General features: G+C 71.7%; 12 protein-coding genes. 11 read left to right on the forward strand and 1 reads right to left on the reverse strand.

Going from position 1 to position 15,177, the window contains the following annotated elements; all coding sequences use genetic code 11:
* Positions 1–29: 29 nt before the first annotated feature.
* Positions 30–956: a hypothetical protein gene (locus SYYSPA8_RS30170; protein ID WP_323450562.1), complete on the reverse strand. Its 927-nt coding sequence runs from the start codon at positions 954–956 to the stop codon at positions 30–32.
* A 261-nt stretch (positions 957–1,217) separates the two neighbouring features.
* Here SYYSPA8_RS30170 and SYYSPA8_RS30175 point away from each other — a divergent pair, with 261 nt between their 5' ends.
* The 11 genes from SYYSPA8_RS30175 to secG all read left to right on the forward strand — a co-directional run bounded on the left by SYYSPA8_RS30175 (position 1,218) and on the right by secG (position 15,146).
* Positions 1,218–1,868 carry a papain-like cysteine protease family protein gene (locus SYYSPA8_RS30175; protein WP_323450563.1) on the forward strand — a complete coding sequence of 217 codons (651 nt, stop codon included), beginning with the start codon at positions 1,218–1,220 and terminating at the stop codon, positions 1,866–1,868.
* A 17-nt stretch (positions 1,869–1,885) separates the two neighbouring features.
* Positions 1,886–2,755, forward strand: coding sequence for a hypothetical protein (locus SYYSPA8_RS30180; protein WP_407706120.1), 870 nt, complete (start codon positions 1,886–1,888; stop codon positions 2,753–2,755).
* Positions 2,756–2,889: 134 nt separating this feature from the next.
* Positions 2,890–4,977 (forward strand): excinuclease ABC subunit UvrC, encoded by a 2,088-nt coding sequence (uvrC, locus tag SYYSPA8_RS30185; protein ID WP_323450564.1) that lies wholly within the window; start codon positions 2,890–2,892, stop codon positions 4,975–4,977.
* Complete coding sequence (rapZ, locus tag SYYSPA8_RS30190; protein ID WP_323450565.1) at positions 4,974–5,912, forward strand: RNase adapter RapZ; 939 nt, start codon at positions 4,974–4,976, stop codon at positions 5,910–5,912. The genes uvrC and rapZ overlap by 4 nt, the downstream gene beginning before the upstream one ends.
* Positions 5,909–6,946, forward strand: a complete 1,038-nt coding sequence (locus tag SYYSPA8_RS30195; protein WP_323450566.1) for a gluconeogenesis factor YvcK family protein — start codon at positions 5,909–5,911, stop codon at positions 6,944–6,946. The genes rapZ and SYYSPA8_RS30195 overlap by 4 nt, the downstream gene beginning before the upstream one ends.
* Positions 6,937–7,926, forward strand: a complete 990-nt coding sequence (gene whiA / locus SYYSPA8_RS30200) for a DNA-binding protein WhiA (RefSeq protein ID WP_009995792.1) — start codon at positions 6,937–6,939, stop codon at positions 7,924–7,926. The genes SYYSPA8_RS30195 and whiA overlap by 10 nt, the downstream gene beginning before the upstream one ends.
* Positions 7,927–8,380: 454 nt before the next feature.
* The gene (locus SYYSPA8_RS30205) at positions 8,381–11,341 is read left to right on the forward strand and encodes a M14 family metallopeptidase (RefSeq protein ID WP_323450567.1); all 2,961 of its coding nucleotides are present in this window, start codon (positions 8,381–8,383) and stop codon (positions 11,339–11,341) included.
* A gap of 216 nt (positions 11,342–11,557) precedes the next feature.
* A complete protein-coding gene (gene gap, locus SYYSPA8_RS30210) occupies positions 11,558–12,565 on the forward strand; it encodes a type I glyceraldehyde-3-phosphate dehydrogenase (RefSeq protein WP_323450568.1) in 1,008 nt (335 codons plus the stop codon).
* A gap of 224 nt (positions 12,566–12,789) precedes the next feature.
* The gene (locus tag SYYSPA8_RS30215; protein WP_323450569.1) at positions 12,790–14,001 is read left to right on the forward strand and encodes a phosphoglycerate kinase; all 1,212 of its coding nucleotides are present in this window, start codon (positions 12,790–12,792) and stop codon (positions 13,999–14,001) included.
* Between the two features lie 6 nt (positions 14,002–14,007).
* The gene (gene tpiA / locus SYYSPA8_RS30220; protein WP_323450570.1) at positions 14,008–14,784 is read left to right on the forward strand and encodes a triose-phosphate isomerase; all 777 of its coding nucleotides are present in this window, start codon (positions 14,008–14,010) and stop codon (positions 14,782–14,784) included.
* A gap of 134 nt (positions 14,785–14,918) precedes the next feature.
* A complete protein-coding gene (gene secG / locus SYYSPA8_RS30225; protein ID WP_323450702.1) occupies positions 14,919–15,146 on the forward strand; it encodes a preprotein translocase subunit SecG in 228 nt (75 codons plus the stop codon).
* Positions 15,147–15,177: the final 31 nt, after the last annotated feature.

The raw sequence follows: 15,177 nt of genomic DNA on the forward strand, positions 1-15,177 counted from the left end.
CCCCCGGCGCCCGGGACGCCGGAAGGACGCTAGTCCCAGTCCCAGTCGATGCCCAGGATCCCCGGCCGGATGCCCTGTTCCACCAGGTGGACCGTGCGGTGGCGGCCGCTCAGGGTCAGGTCCGTGCGGGCGCCGCGCGGGGCGCCCGTGGTCGCCTGGGCGAAGCGGCGGCAGCGCACCGGCAGGGCGCCGTCGTCGAAGCGGACCTGGAGCAGGTACTGCCCGCCGGCGTAGGTGAACCCCCGGACGTACTCGGTGCTGGGACCCCCCGTACCGTCCTCGAAGCCGTAGCCGAAGAAGTACGTCTCGCCGGCCCGCAGCCGGGCGTCGAACAGCAGCTCCGCCACCACGAGCCCGCTCTCCCGGTGGCGGCGGACCCGGCCGGTGCGGCAGTTCTCCAGCGCGCTCACCCGGACCCGCGACGGGTCGCAGCCCGGGTCGCCGTGGTGGATGGCCACATAGCGGTCGACGCCGTCCCGGTGGGCGCGGACCACCTGCTGGGAGTCGCGGCCCAGCAGCTCCTGGCCGGCCCCGATCCGTATCCGCTCGTGGTGACCCACCGTGTGCAGCCCGCCGTCCGCCGGGGCCTCCAACTCCGCGAGCAGCCGTTCCACCGTCCCGGAGGCGTCCAGCAGGGAACGGTAGGAGCGGGACTGGGGACGTTCCGCCTCCCGGCGGCCGTGGTCCCCGCCGAGAAGCCGGAGCAGCGAGTTCCCGGGGAGTTCCAGCACCTCCTCCAGGGCGCGTACCGCCCGCAGGGACTCGGGGCGCTGAGGCCGGCGCGCCCCCTGCTGCCAGTAGCTGAGGCTGGTCACGCCGACCTTGATGCCCCGGTGGGCGAGATGGTGCTGCACCCGCTGGAGCGGCAGCCCGCGCACCGCCAGCGCCGCCCGCAGCGCCAGATGGAAGGGGCCGGTGTGCAGCGCCTGCGCCAGATCGGCCTCGGTGTGGCCCATGGGTTCCTCCAGCCGTTCTGCCGTCGCGCGTGAACACCGCACGGACGCGGTGAACGTTCACGGCGGACCCGGTCCCGGCGGCGGGGCGGCCGGGGTGGCCCGAGGCAGTGCGGTGCGGACGTGTTCACACTCCGGCTGCGGCGTTCACAGCTCCGTGTTCCTGGCATTGAACCGTGTTGACCTGCTCCCGACAAGGATCGATGCTCGACCAGCAGCGTCCGGACGCGGTCCTCCACCCCCCATCCCTCAGGGAGGAACGCGATGCGCAAGACCAGGAGACGGCTCGCCCAGACGGCGGCCGTACTCGCGGCACTCCTCACTCTCCCCTTCTCCTCCGTCACCGCCACCGCCGCCCCCGCGGCGGCCGATCCCACCACCCGGCCGGCCCTCACCCACGGCACGTCCGGCGCCGGTGACACGCGTGGAGCCCTCGCGTGGAAGCGGCTCAACATCACCATGCAGGCGCAGCTCAAGACCAACTGGTGCTGGGCGGCCGCCGGCAACACCATCGCGACCTTCTACGGCCGCACCTACAGCCAGAACCAGTTCTGCAACGCCGCCTTCAATCGCCAGCAGAACACCGAGTGCCCCAACAACCAGGCCACCCTCGCCAATGTGCAGACCGGTCTGCGCTGGGCGGGCGTCAGCCCCGGCTCGTACATCAGCGACTGGCTGCGCTACTCGGCCGTCCAGACCGAGATCAACGCCAACCGGCCGGTGGAGACCCGTATCCAGTGGTCGAGCGGCGGCGGTCACATGCACGTCATCTACGGCTACGACGACGCCAACAGCCTCGTCTACTGGGGTGATCCCTGGCAGACCAGCAGCCGCTACAACTGGGCCTCGCACGCCTGGTACGTGAACAACAACCAGTTCTCCTGGACCCACTCGCTCTACCGGATCGGGGCGTGAGCACGATGAAGCGCTCGATGAAGCGGACCTCGACGAAGCCGACCTCGACGAAGCGGGTCCCGGCCCTCGCCGGAGCCTGCGCCGCCGTCTGCCTCGCCGCCGGGGCACTCGGCGGCGGCACCGCCGTCGCGGCCACCGGGGGCGTCCCGGCGCCGTCGGCCGCCGAACTGGCGGCGGCCCGGACCGCGGCCACCGCCCCGGCGACGATGGACACGCTCTCCCGGTTCTTCGCCCGGGACGGCGCGGTCGCCCGCTCGGCCGCCGCGCCCCGCGCCGACGGCCGGACCGTCCCCGTGCGGGTGCTCGCCCCGGAGTTCGTGGCCGGGCGCGAGGGAGCGCCCGTGGCCCGTACGGAGTTCCTGGCCACGCCGGCGGTCTCGTCCGACGGCCGGCGGGCGTCGGTGTGGGCCGCCCGGCAGGCCGGTGCCTGGCAGGTGGTCAACATAGCCTCAGGCGACGACGAGTTCCGCTACGCCCGGCTGGGGGAGCGCAGGCTTCCGGGCGGCACGGTCTTCCGTGAGCCGCAGATCGACGCCTGGTACGTGGCCAAGGGGACGAAGGTGCTCCCGCTCGACACGGACGCGACGGCGGCCGTGGGCAAGCGGGGCACCACCCTGGCCGCCTACCGGGAGCGGGTGCGTGCCGCGTACGGCGACAAGCTGCCCGGTTCGGCGTACGCGAAGAAGGGCGTCGCCGGGGGGTACGGAACGGGTGCCCCCGCCCCCGCCACCGGCCCGGCCACCGCCGCGGAGGGCCGCTCCGTGACCGCCGCCGCCGAGCGGGACCCGGGAGCCCTGACCGTCGCGTCGGTGGCCTCCGGCGCCGGGGCGGTCCTCGCCCTGGCCCTGGGCGCCCTGGTGGTGATGAGGCTGCGCCGCCGCGCCTGACCCGTACGACCGGGGGTGTCCCGTCCTGTGCGGAGGGACGCCCCCGGTCCGCGCACGCCGTCCGTCCCGCCGCGGACCGCGTCCGGGGGCGGCTGGCGGCCGGTCTGTCAGTGCCCGCCAGTAGGGTGGAGCACATGGCAGACCCCTCCAGCTACCGTCCCAAGCCGGGAGAGATCCCCGACTCTCCGGGGGTCTACAAGTTCCGCGACGAGCACCGCCGGGTGATCTACGTCGGCAAGGCCAAGAACCTGCGCCAGCGCCTCGCGAACTACTTCCAGGACATCGCGGGAATGCACCCGCGCACCGCCACCATGGTCACCTCCGCGGCCTCGGTGGAGTGGACGGTCGTCGCCACCGAGGTCGAGGCGCTCCAGCTGGAGTACTCCTGGATCAAGGAGTTCGACCCCCGGTTCAACGTCAAGTACCGCGACGACAAGAGCTATCCGTATCTCGCGGTCACGCTCAACGAGGAATTCCCCCGGGTCCAGGTCATGCGCGGGGCCAAGCGCAAGGGCGTGCGCTACTTCGGTCCCTACGGGCACGCCTGGGCGATCCGGGAGACCGTCGATCTGATGCTCCGGGTCTTCCCCGTGCGCACCTGCTCCGCCGGGGTGCTGAGGAACCACCAGCAGAAGGGCCGCCCCTGCCTCCTCGGCTACATCGGCAAGTGCTCCGCGCCCTGCGTCGGCAGGGTCACCCCCGAGGAACACCGGGAACTGGCCGAGGAGTTCTGCGACTTCATGGCCGGCCGCTCCGGCCCGTACATCCGGCGGCTGGAGCAGCGGATGGCCGAGGCCGCCGAGGAGATGGAGTACGAGCGGGCCGCGCGGCTCCGCGACGACATCACCGCCCTGCGGCGCGCGCTGGAGAAGAGCGCCGTGGTCCTCGCCGACGCCACCGACGCCGATCTCATGGCCCTCGCCCAGGACGAGCTGGAGGCGGCCGTCCAGATCTTCCACGTCCGGGGCGGCCGGGTGCGCGGCCAGCGCGGCTGGGTCACCGACAAGGTCGAGGCCGTCGACACCGCCGGTCTGGTCGAGCACGCGCTCCAGCAGCTGTACGGGGAGGAGAGCGGCGACGCCGTCCCCAAGGAGGTGCTGGTCCCGGCCCTGCCCGACGACAGCCACGCGGTCGCCGAGTGGCTGGGGGCCCGGCGCGGGTCGCGGGTCTCGCTGCGCGTGCCGCAGCGCGGCGACAAGAAGGCCCTGATGGAGACGGTCCAGCGGAACGCGCAGCAGGCGCTCGCCCTGCACAAGACCAAGCGGGCCAGCGATCTCACCACCCGCTCCCGGGCGCTGGAGGAGATCGCGCAGGCGCTGGACCTGGACTCCGCCCCGCTGCGGATCGAGTGCTTCGACATCTCCCATCTCCAGGGGGAGGACGTGGTGGCCTCGATGGTCGTCTTCGAGGACGGCCTGCCGCGCAAGAGCGAGTACCGCCGCTTCCAGATCAAGAGCTTCCAGGGGCAGGACGACGTCCGCTCCATGCACGAGGTGATCAGCAGGCGCTTCCGCCGCTATCTGGCGGAGAAGGACCGGACGGGGGAGTGGATCGGGGCCGACACCGCCGAGCCCACCCCCGAGCCCGTGCACGCTCCGCAGCCGTCGGACACCGGTCCGCGGCCGTCGGACAGCGGCCCTGACCCGGACGCCGGAACGGGAGCGTCGGCCGTGCCGGGACCCGCCACAGCCGACGACGGGCGGCCCCGGCGCTTCGCCTACCCGCCCCAGCTCGTCGTGGTCGACGGCGGACCGCCGCAGGTCGCGGCCGCGCGGCGGGCCCTGGACGAGCTGGGCATCGCCGACGTCGCCGTCTGCGGTCTCGCCAAGCGGCTGGAGGAGGTCTGGCTGCCCGGCGACGACGACCCGGTGGTGCTGCCCCGCTCCAGCGAGGGCCTGTACCTGCTCCAGCGCGTCCGGGACACCGCACACGACTTCGCCATTCGCTATCAGCGCTCCAAACGGTCCAAACGCATCCGGACCAGCCCCCTCGACGACGTCCCCGGCCTCGGCGAGACCCGTAAACAGGCCCTCATCAAGCATTTCGGCTCGGTCAAGCGGCTGAGACAGGCCACAATCGAGCAGATCTGCGAGGTACCGGGCATGGGCCGCAAGACCGCGGAGTCCGTGGTCGTGGCCCTGGCCCAGGCGGCACCGGCCGCCCCTGCCGTGAATACCGCGACAGGAGAGATCATTGAAGAGAACGACGGGGGCAGCACATGAACGAGAACGACACAGACGGAGCAGCAGACGTGAGTACGGGCAGCACCACGGAGCCCGGCGGGGCCACTGAGACGGCCATCCCCGAGCTGGTGATCATCTCCGGCATGTCCGGCGCGGGCCGCAGTACGGCGGCCAAATGTCTGGAGGACCTCGGCTGGTTCGTGGTGGACAATCTGCCACCCGCCCTGATCCCCACCATGGTGGAGCTGGGCGCCCGCTCCCAGGGCAATGTCGCCCGGATCGCCGTGGTCGTGGACGTCCGGGGCCGGCGGTTCTTCGACAACCTCCGCGAATCCCTCGCCGACCTGGACGCCAAGCAGGTCACCCGCAGGATCGTCTTCCTGGAGTCCTCCGACGACGCCCTGGTCCGGCGGTTCGAGTCGGTCCGCCGGCCCCATCCGCTCCAGGGTGACGGCCGGATCACCGACGGTATCGCCGCCGAGCGGGACCTGCTGCGGGAGCTGCGCGGGGACGCCGACCTGGTCATCGACACCTCCAGCCTCAACGTCCACGAGCTGCGGGCCAAGATGGACGCCCAGTTCGCGGGCGAGGAGGAGCCCGAGCTGCGGGCCACGGTGATGTCCTTCGGCTTCAAGTACGGGCTGCCCGTCGACGCCGACCTCGTCGTCGACATGCGTTTCCTCCCCAACCCGCACTGGGTCCCCGAGCTGCGACCGTTCAGCGGACTGAACGAAGAGGTGTCGAACTATGTCTTCAACCAGCCCGGGGCCAAGGAGTTCCTGGACCGCTATACGGAGCTGCTCCAGCTGATCGCCGCCGGTTACCGCCGGGAGGGCAAGCGGTACGTGACCGTCGCGGTCGGCTGTACCGGCGGCAAGCACCGCTCGGTGGCCACCTCCGAGAAGCTGGCCGCGCGGCTCGCCGCGGCGGGCATCGAGACCGTCGTCGTCCACCGGGACATGGGGCGCGAGTGACCACTCGCTCCTTGCGGCTGCGGCGGCTGCGCAGATCATCCGCACACACGCCCCCCGGCCGCCGCCGGGGCGCCCAGCCCAAGGTCGTCGCCCTCGGCGGCGGCCGGGGGCTGTCCGCGTCGCTGACCGCGCTGCGCCGGATCACCGGCGATCTCACCGCCGTCGTCACCGTCGCCGACGACGGCGGCTCCAGCGGCCGGCTCCGCGAGGAGCTGGGCGTCCTGCCCCCGGGCGATCTGCGCAAGGCGCTCGCCGCGCTCTGCGGCGACGACGACTGGGGACAGACCTGGGCCCGGGTGATCCAGCACCGGTTCCAGTCCCAGGGCGATCTGCACGAGCACGCCGTGGGGAATCTGCTGATCGTGGCCCTGTGGGAGCAGCTGGGCGACCATGTGCAGGCCCTGGACCTGGTCGGCAGGCTACTCGGGGCGCACGGCCGGGTGCTGCCGATGTCGGCGGTGCCGCTGGAGCTCCAGGCCCTGGTCCGGGGGCACGACCCGGGCCGGCCGGACGCGGTGGAGACGGTGTGCGGTCAGGCGACCGTCGCGCTCACCCCCGGCGATGTGCAGTCCGTGCACCTCGTGCCGAACGATCCGCCGGCCGTTCCGGAGGCCGTCGCCGCCGTTCTTGACGCCGACTGGGTGGTTCTGGGGCCCGGGTCCTGGTTCTCCTCGGTGATTCCGCATCTACTGGTGCCCGAGCTGCTGGACGCACTGGTGGAGACCAAGGCCCGGCGGGTGCTGTCGCTCAATCTGGCGCCGCAGCCGGGTGAGACAGAAGGTTTCTCCCCGCAGCGTCATTTGGAGGTTTTGGGACGACACGCGCCTAAACTCGCCCTGGACGTGGTGCTCGCCGACGAGGCGGCCGTGCCCGACCGTGAGTCCCTCGCCGATGCGGCCCGCCGCCTCGGCGCGGCGGTCGAGCTGGCCCCCGTGGCCTCGCCCGACAGTGTCTCCAAGCACGACCCGGAGCTGCTGGCCGCCGCGTACGACCGTATTTTTCGGATGCATGGAAGGATCGGCCCATGGCGATGACGGCAGCGGTGAAGGACGAGATCTCCCGGCTCCCCGTCACCCGGACCTGCTGCAGAAAGGCGGAGGTCTCCGCGATTCTGCGGTTCGCGGGCGGTCTGCACCTGGTGAGCGGGCGGATCGTGATCGAGGCGGAGCTGGACACCGGCATCGCCGCGCGTCGGCTCAAGCGGGACATCCTGGAGATCTTCGGGCATACGTCCGAGCTGATGGTGATGGCTCCCGGCGGGCTGCGCCGGGGGTCGCGCTATGTCGTGCGCGTCGTCGCGGGCGGTGACCAGCTGGCCCGCCAGACCGGCCTGGTCGACGGCCGGGGGCGGCCGATCCGGGGGCTGCCGCCGCAGGTCGTCTCCGGCGCCACCTGTGACGCCGAGGCCGCCTGGCGCGGGGCCTTCCTCGCCCATGGCTCGCTGACCGAGCCGGGCCGCTCCTCCTCACTGGAGGTCACCTGCCCGGGGCCGGAAGCGGCCCTCGCCCTGGTGGGCGCGGCCCGCCGGCTCTCCATCGCGGCCAAGGCCCGGGAGGTCCGGGGCGTCGACCGGGTCGTGGTGCGCGACGGTGACGCGATCGGGGCCCTGCTGACCCGGCTCGGGGCCCATGAGTCGGTGCTCGCGTGGGAGGAGCGCCGGATGCGGCGCGAGGTGCGCGCCACGGCGAACCGGCTGGCCAACTTCGACGATGCCAATCTGCGGCGTTCCGCGCGGGCCGCCGTGGCGGCGGGCGCGCGGGTGCAGCGGGCCCTGGAGATCCTCGGCGAGGAGGTGCCGGAGCACCTGGCGGCCGCCGGGCGGCTGCGGATGGAGCACAAGCAGGCGTCGCTGGAGGAGCTGGGCGCGCTCGCCGATCCTCCGCTGACCAAGGACGCGGTGGCCGGGCGGATCCGGCGGCTGCTGGCCATGGCGGACAAGCGGGCGCAGGACCTGGGGATTCCCGGCACCGAGTCCAACCTGACGGAGGAGATGGCGGACGGCCTCGCCGTCTGAGCCCACTGCCCAGGCCGCCCCCCCGTCCCCCCGGCCGTCCGCCAGGCCGTCCACCCCGCGGTCAGCGGCGCCCCCACGGCCCGCCCGTTCCGCCCGGCCGCCCGGTCACCGGCCCCGCCGCCCGCCCGGCGCGTGTCGGCGTACCCCCGCGTACCCCCCCCGTACCCCCCCCGTACCCCCCCGTACCCCCCCGTACCCGTACAACCGCCGTCCCCGTCCCCGTCCCCGTCCCCGCCCCCGTACAGGCCGCCCCTGCCCCTGTGCCCGCCCGTCCCCGCGCCCGCGCCCGCCGTCCCCGTACCCCCTCGGTCGTCCTGCTTATCGGAGTTCCCGATGGGGGTGCGTCAGTTCTTGACGGCGCCCGGGGCGGTGCGGAGTCTGGCGTCTGTTCGCTTTCCCGGCTCAGACGACAGGCGCCCCGGCCCGGCCGCGGTGCCCAGACGCAGGGGGGTACATGGAACGCGGAGCAAGAGCGATGCTCGCCGCCGCCTCACTACTGGCCGCCGCACTGGTGGCGGTCCCACCGGCCCAGGCCGAACAGGCCGGACCGAAGGGGCGGGACGACGGCGGCGGGCTCGCGGTGTGGCACGCGGAGGTCTCCAAGGCGCAGGTGCCGCTCGTCCTCGCGGCGGGCGCCGACGGCCACGAGCTGACCGAGCGGGTGCCGGAGCGCGGCTCGGCGACGGTCGAGCTGCATCTCACCGAGGAGCAGGCCGGTGAGCTGCGGGACCAGGGCGTCAGCATCGAGCAGCACACGATCTCGGCGGCCGCCCGCGAGCGGGTCGAGGTCGCGGGCGACGGCGTCTTCCGCCCCTACAGCGGGCCGAACGGCCTCCAGAAGGAGATCCTGGACACCGCGCGGGCCCATCCGTCGCTGACGAAGGCCATCAGCATCGGCCGGAGCGTCAAGGGGCAGGACATCCTCGCCCTCAAGATCAGCAAGGGGGCGAAGGGCAGCAGGGACGGCAGCCGGCCCGCCACGCTCTACATGTCCAACCAGCACGCCCGGGAGTGGATCACCCCGGAGATGACCCGGCGGCTGATGCACCACTATCTCGACAACTACGGCAAGGACCCCCGGATCACCCGGCTGATCGACACGACCGAGCTGTGGTTCGTCCTCTCCGCCAACCCCGACGGCTACGACTACACCTTCGGCGGCACCGAGGAACGGCAGTGGCGCAAGAACCTCCGCGACAACGACGGCGACGGCCGGATCGCCGCCGGTGACGGCGTCGACCTCAACCGCAACTTCACCTACAAGTGGGGCTACGACAACGAGGGCTCGTCGCCCGACCCCTTCGACGAGACCTATCGCGGCACCGGGCCCGCGTCCGAGCCCGAGACCCGGGCCATCGACGCCTTCCAGAAGCGCATCGGCTTCCAGTACGGCATCAACTACCACTCCGCCGCCGAGCTGATCCTCTACGGCGTGGGCTGGCAGGTCGCCACCTCCACCCCCGACGACGTCGCCTACCGGGCGCTCGCCGGCACCCCGGCGAAGCCGGCGGTCCCCGGCTACCGGCCCCAGGTCTCCTCCGAGCTGTACATCACCAACGGCGAGGCGGACGGCCACGCGGCCAATGTCAACGGTCTGATGATGTACACGCCCGAGATGTCCACCTGCGGCACCATCTCCCGGCTCGACCCGGACGACGCGTGGGAGCCGGCCGACTGCGCCTCGGTCTTCACCTTCCCGGACGACGAGAAGCTGATCCAGCAGGAGTTCGCCAAGAACATCCCGTTCGCGCTCGCCGTCGCGGAAAGCTCGCTCACCCCGGACCGGCCCTCGTCCCCGGTGGGCCTGACCGCCCCCGACTTCCAGACCGACCCCTTCACCGTCTCCTACGCCCGGGGCGGCGACCAGCCGGTCTCCGTCGTCGCGCGCAAGTCCCTGCGCGACAAGCGGCTGAGGTACCGCGTCGACGGCGGCCGGGTGCACAGCGAGCCGCTGACCGCCTGGAAGGGCGGGAAGATCTTCGGCGGCGAGGACAACATCGTCTACGACGAGTACCGCGCCGAGGTGGAGGACGCGCGTCCGGGTGCCGCGGTCGAGGTCTGGTTCACCGGCCGCACCTCCCGGGGCAAGACCGTCACCAGCGACTCCTTCGAGTACCGGGTCGCCGCGCGGCCCCGGGGCGACACCCTCGTCATCGCCGAGGAGGGCGGCACCGAGCCCGCGCGGCACACCGCCGTCTACACCGGGGCGCTCACCGCGAGCGGCCGGTCCGGAGCGGTCTGGGACGTGGCCACGCAGGGCCGCCCCCATCCGCTCGGGGTGCTCTCCCACTTCCGTACCGCCGTCTGGTACACCGGCGCGGCGGCCCCCTCCTGGTCCACCACCCAGGCCGTACGCGCCTATGTCAACGAGGGCGGCAAGCTGGTCACCGCGGGTGAGCGGGCCGGCAGCAACGCCAATCTCGGGCGGGCGGTCAGCGACGACTTCGCCCAGTACTACCTCGGTGCCTCTGGCCGGGCCTCGCTGGGCGGCACCACCGCCTTCCGGGGCGAGGGCCCGCTCACCGGGGCCGGGGGCCGCCTCGGCGACGCCCCCGGCAACCCGCTGAACGCGGCCGGCGCCTACACCGTCACCTCGGACTCCCTGCCCGTCGAGCAGTTCCCGCAGTTCCGCAGCGTGGCGGCCGGGACCTACCCGGGGGTGCGGATGCCGTTCTCGCCGTACGAGGGCGAGTGGTACGCGGCGGCCCGGCACCGCAACTCCACCTGGCAGCGGCTGACCCGGCCGCTGGACCTGACGGGTGTCACCGCGGCCGACACGCCGAAGCTGGACCTGAAGCTCAGCTTCCACACCGAGCCCGGGTACGACAACGCCGTGGTCGAGGTGCACACGGAGGGCCAGGACGACTGGACCACCCTGCCCGACCTGGGCGGCGGTACCAGCACCACCGTCCCGACCGAGTGCGAGGCCGGCTTCCTCATCGCCGACCACCCCTTCCTGAAGCGCTATCTCACGCCCGGGGCCCAGGGCTGCGCGCCCACCGGCACCACCGGCGCCTGGCACGCCTTCACCGGCTCGTCCGACGGCTGGCGCTCCGCGTCCTTCGACCTGAGCGGCTGGGCGGGCAAGAGGATCGAGGTCTCCGTCTCCTACGTCACCGATGGGGCCGAGGGCGGACGCGGTGTCTTCCTCGACGACACCAAACTGGTGACCCGAAGCGGTACCGGCGCGGCCGAGGCCTTCGAGACCTCGCTCGGGGCCTGGGCCGTGGGAGTGAACCCGCCGGGCAGCCCGGCACCGCGCGGGGAGTGGCTCCGCAGCCAGGACCTCTTCCCGTCGGCGGCCGCGGTCGCGACCGCGGACACCCTCCTCCTCGGTTTCGGGCTTGAGCACCTGACCGAGCCGTCCGAGCGGGCCAGGGTCCTCGGAAGGGCACTGAACGCACTCAGGCGATAACACACCGTCGCAGGGGCCGCTCATCCGTGGCGGCCCCTGCGCAGGTGTACAAGGCCCGTAGCCCCATGCCGGTGGGTAGGGGGTCATCGGAGGGCCCGTACGGGCCCTCCGATGTCACTCAGGGGCGCTCAGGGAGGTAGGGTCGTAAGCGGTCGGGGACATCCCAATACAACTCGCCGGATGCAACACCCGGCGTACCAACGAGGAGATCGGTTCGTGACGATCCGCGTAGGCATCAACGGCTTTGGCCGCATCGGTCGTAACTACTTCCGCGCGCTGCTGGAGCAGGGTGCAGACATCGAGATCGTGGCTGTCAACGACCTGGGTGACACTGCGACCACGGCCCACCTGCTGAAGTACGACACCATCCTCGGCCGCCTGAAGGCGGAGGTGACGCACACCGAGGACACCATCACCGTCGACGGTCACACCATCAAGGTGCTGTCCGAGCGCAACCCGGCCGACATCCCGTGGGGTGAGCTGGGCGTCGACATCGTGATCGAGTCGACCGGCATCTTCACCAAGAAGGCCGACGCCGAGAAGCACCTGGCCGGCGGCGCCAAGAAGGTCCTGATCTCGGCCCCCGCCAAGGACGAGGACATCACCCTCGTCATGGGCGTCAACCAGGACCAGTACGACCCGGCCCAGCACAACATCATCTCCAACGCCTCCTGCACCACCAACTGTGTGGCGCCGATGGCGAAGGTGCTGGACGAGAACTTCGGCATCGTCCGCGGTCTGATGACCACGGTCCACGCCTACACGAACGACCAGCGCATCCTGGACTTCCCCCACTCCGACCTGCGCCGCGCCCGCGCCGCCGCGGAGAACATCATCCCGACCACCACCGGTGCCGCCAAGGCCACCGCGCTGGTCCTCCCGCAGCTCAAGGGCAAGCTGGACGGCATCGCCATGCGCGTCCCGGTCCCCACCGGCTCCGCCACCGACCTGGTGGTCGAGCTGAGCCGCGAGGTCACCAAGGACGAGGTCAACGCCGCGTTCAAGAAGGCCTCCGAGGGCGAGCTGGCGGGCTACCTCTCCTACACCGAGGACCCGATCGTCTCCTCGGACATCGTGGGCGACCCCGCCTCCTGCACCTTCGACTCCTCCCTGACCATGGTCCAGGAGGGCAACTCGGTGAAGATCCTCGGCTGGTACGACAACGAGTGGGGCTACTCCAACCGTCTGGTCGACCTGACCGTCTTCGTCGGCAACCAGCTCTGAGCACCACGGCCTGACACAGCGGCCTGACACAGCGGCCTGACATCCAGGCCTGCACACCACGGTCTGACCAGTACCGGTCCGGCACCACGGTCCGACCAGTACGGATCCAGGCAGTACGGTTCTGATCAGCTCTGTGAAGTGAGCGACGGGGCTCGGACGGCGCACCGCGGCGCCGGCCGGGCCCTCTCGCGCGTCTCAGCCAAGCCCTCCGAGGAGTCCCGTCCATGAAGACGATCGACCAGCTTCTTGCCGAAGGGGTCGCCGGCAAGCGGGTATTCGTCCGTGCCGACCTCAATGTGCCGCTCGACGGCACCACCATCACCGACGACGGCCGGATCCGCGCGGTCGTCCCGACCGTCGCCGCGCTCGCCGAGGCGGGCGCGCGGGTCGTCGTCGCCTCCCACCTGGGCCGCCCCAAGGGCGCCCCGGACCCGGCCTTCTCGCTGGCGCCCGCCGCCGCCCGGCTGGGCGAGCTGCTCGGGGCCGATGTCGCCTTCGCCACCGACACGGTCGGGGAGTCGGCGCGGGCCACGGTCGCGGGCCTGACCGACGGGCAGGTCGCCGTCCTGGAGAACCTGCGCTTCAACCCCGGTGAGACCAGCAAGGACGACGCCGAGCGGGACGCCTTCGCCGACGAGCTGGCCGCCCTCGCCGACCTCTACGTCGGGGACGGCTTCGGCGCCGTCCACCGCAAGCACGCCTCCGTCTGGGACCTGCCCGGGAAGCTGCCGCACGCCGCCGGATATCTGATCGCCACCGAGGTCGAGGTCCTGCGGAAGCTCACCGAGGACGTCCAGCGCCCCTACACCGTCGTCCTCGGCGGTGCCAAGGTCTCCGACAAGCTGGGCGTGATCGACCACCTGCTCCAGAAGGCCGACCGCATCCTGATCGGCGGCGGCATGGCCTACACCTTCCTCAAGACCCAGGGCCACGAGGTCGGCATCTCCCTCCTTCAGGAGGACCAGGTCGGCGCCTGTGAGACCTATCTGCGCCAGGCGCGGGAGCGGGGCGTGGAGCTGGTGCTCCCCGTCGACGTCCTCGTCGCGCCGGAGTTCCCGGACCTGAAGACCAAGGCCCCGGCGAACCCGGCGGTCGTCGCCGCGGACGCGATCCCGGCCGACCAGGAGGGCCTGGACATCGGCCCGAAGACCCGTGAGCTGTTCGCTTCCAAGATCGCCGACTCGGCCACCGTCTTCTGGAACGGGCCGATGGGCGTCTTCGAGCACCCCGACTTCGCCGAGGGCACCCAGGCCGTGGCCCAGGCGCTCGTCGACTCCCCGGCCTTCAGCGTCGTCGGCGGTGGGGACTCCGCCGCCGCGGTGCGGATCCTGGGCTTCGACGAGAAGGCATTCGGCCATATTTCGACCGGCGGCGGCGCCAGCCTCGAATATCTCGAAGGCAAGACGCTTCCCGGGCTCGCCGCACTGGAGGACTGACTTTCCATGACCACTCGTACCCCGCTGATGGCGGGCAACTGGAAGATGAACCTCAACCACCTTGAGGCCATCGCCCACGCCCAGAAGATCGCCTTCGCGCTGACCGACAAGGACTACGCGGCCGTCGAGGTCGCCGTCCTCGTGCCCTTCACCGACCTGCGGTCCGTCCAGACCCTGGTCGAGGGCGACAAGTTCAAGATCAAGTACGGGGCGCAGGACATCTCCGCCCATGAGTCCGGTGCCTACACCGGCGAGATCTCCGGCGCCATGCTCGCCAAGCTGAAGTGCTCCTACGTGGCCGTCGGCCACTCCGAGCGCCGCCAGTACCACGGTGAGACGGACGAGATCTGCAACGCCAAGGTGAAGGCCGCCTTCGGGCACGGGATCACCCCGATCCTCTGCGTCGGCGAGGGCCTGGACATCCGCAAGGCCGGGCAGCAGGTCGCGTACACGCTCGCCCAGCTCGACGGCGCCCTGAAGGACCTCCCGGCCGAGCAGGCCGAGTCCATTGTGATCGCGTACGAACCCGTCTGGGCGATCGGCACCGGCGAGGTCGCCACCCCCGAGGACGCCCAGGAGGTCTGCGGGGCGATCCGCGCCCGGCTCGCCGAGCTGTACTCCCAGGAGCTGGCCGACGGGGTCCGGATCCAGTACGGCGGCTCGGTCAAGGGCGGGAACGTCGCCGCGATCATGGCCCAGCCCGATGTGGACGGCGCCCTCGTCGGCGGTGCCGCGCTGGACGCCGACGAGTTCGTCAGGATCGTCCGCTTCCGCGACCAGTGAGTATGCGGTAGGGCGGATCCGTCGTACCCTTGCGGGGGCCGGGGCGGTGTACCGTCCGGCCCCCGTCGTCCATGGACGGCCATCCGATAGATGTTCCGATCAGAATTGCCAGGAAGTAGGGTCCAGCCGTGGTTATGGGGTTCTCGATCGCCCTGATCGTCTTCAGCCTGCTGCTGATGCTGCTCGTGCTGATGCACAAGGGGAAGGGCGGCGGCCTCTCCGACATGTTCGGCGGCGGCATGCAGTCGTCCGTCGGTGGCTCCTCGGTCGCCGAGCGCAACCTCGACCGGATCACCGTCGTGGTCGGTCTGCTCTGGTTCGCCTGCATCGTCGCGCTCGGCCTGATGATGAAGCTGGACTAGTCACCCGCAGTCGTTCCCGTCCGGAGGAGGT

It is taken from the genome of Streptomyces yaizuensis (assembly GCF_034961445.1).
GTDB classification, from domain to species: Bacteria; Actinomycetota; Actinomycetes; order Streptomycetales; family Streptomycetaceae; genus Streptomyces; species Streptomyces yaizuensis.

Excerpts from the sequence above, each read along its gene's own strand:
- SYYSPA8_RS30170 (WP_323450562.1), bottom strand. The coding sequence starts at position 956 with ATGGGCCACACCGAGGCCGATCTGGCGCAGGCGCTGCACACCGGCCCC.
- uvrC (WP_323450564.1), top strand. The coding sequence starts at position 2,890 with ATGGCAGACCCCTCCAGCTACCGTCCCAAGCCGGGAGAGATCCCCGAC.
- SYYSPA8_RS30215 (WP_323450569.1), top strand. The coding sequence starts at position 12,790 with ATGAAGACGATCGACCAGCTTCTTGCCGAAGGGGTCGCCGGCAAGCGG.
- tpiA (WP_323450570.1), top strand. The coding sequence starts at position 14,008 with ATGACCACTCGTACCCCGCTGATGGCGGGCAACTGGAAGATGAACCTC.
- SYYSPA8_RS30175 (WP_323450563.1), top strand. The coding sequence starts at position 1,218 with ATGCGCAAGACCAGGAGACGGCTCGCCCAGACGGCGGCCGTACTCGCG.
- rapZ (WP_323450565.1), top strand. The coding sequence starts at position 4,974 with ATGAACGAGAACGACACAGACGGAGCAGCAGACGTGAGTACGGGCAGC.
- whiA (WP_009995792.1), top strand. The coding sequence starts at position 6,937 with ATGGCGATGACGGCAGCGGTGAAGGACGAGATCTCCCGGCTCCCCGTC.
- SYYSPA8_RS30205 (WP_323450567.1), top strand. The coding sequence starts at position 8,381 with ATGGAACGCGGAGCAAGAGCGATGCTCGCCGCCGCCTCACTACTGGCC.
- secG (WP_323450702.1), top strand. The coding sequence starts at position 14,919 with ATGGGGTTCTCGATCGCCCTGATCGTCTTCAGCCTGCTGCTGATGCTG.
- SYYSPA8_RS30180 (WP_407706120.1), top strand. The coding sequence starts at position 1,886 with ATGAAGCGGACCTCGACGAAGCCGACCTCGACGAAGCGGGTCCCGGCC.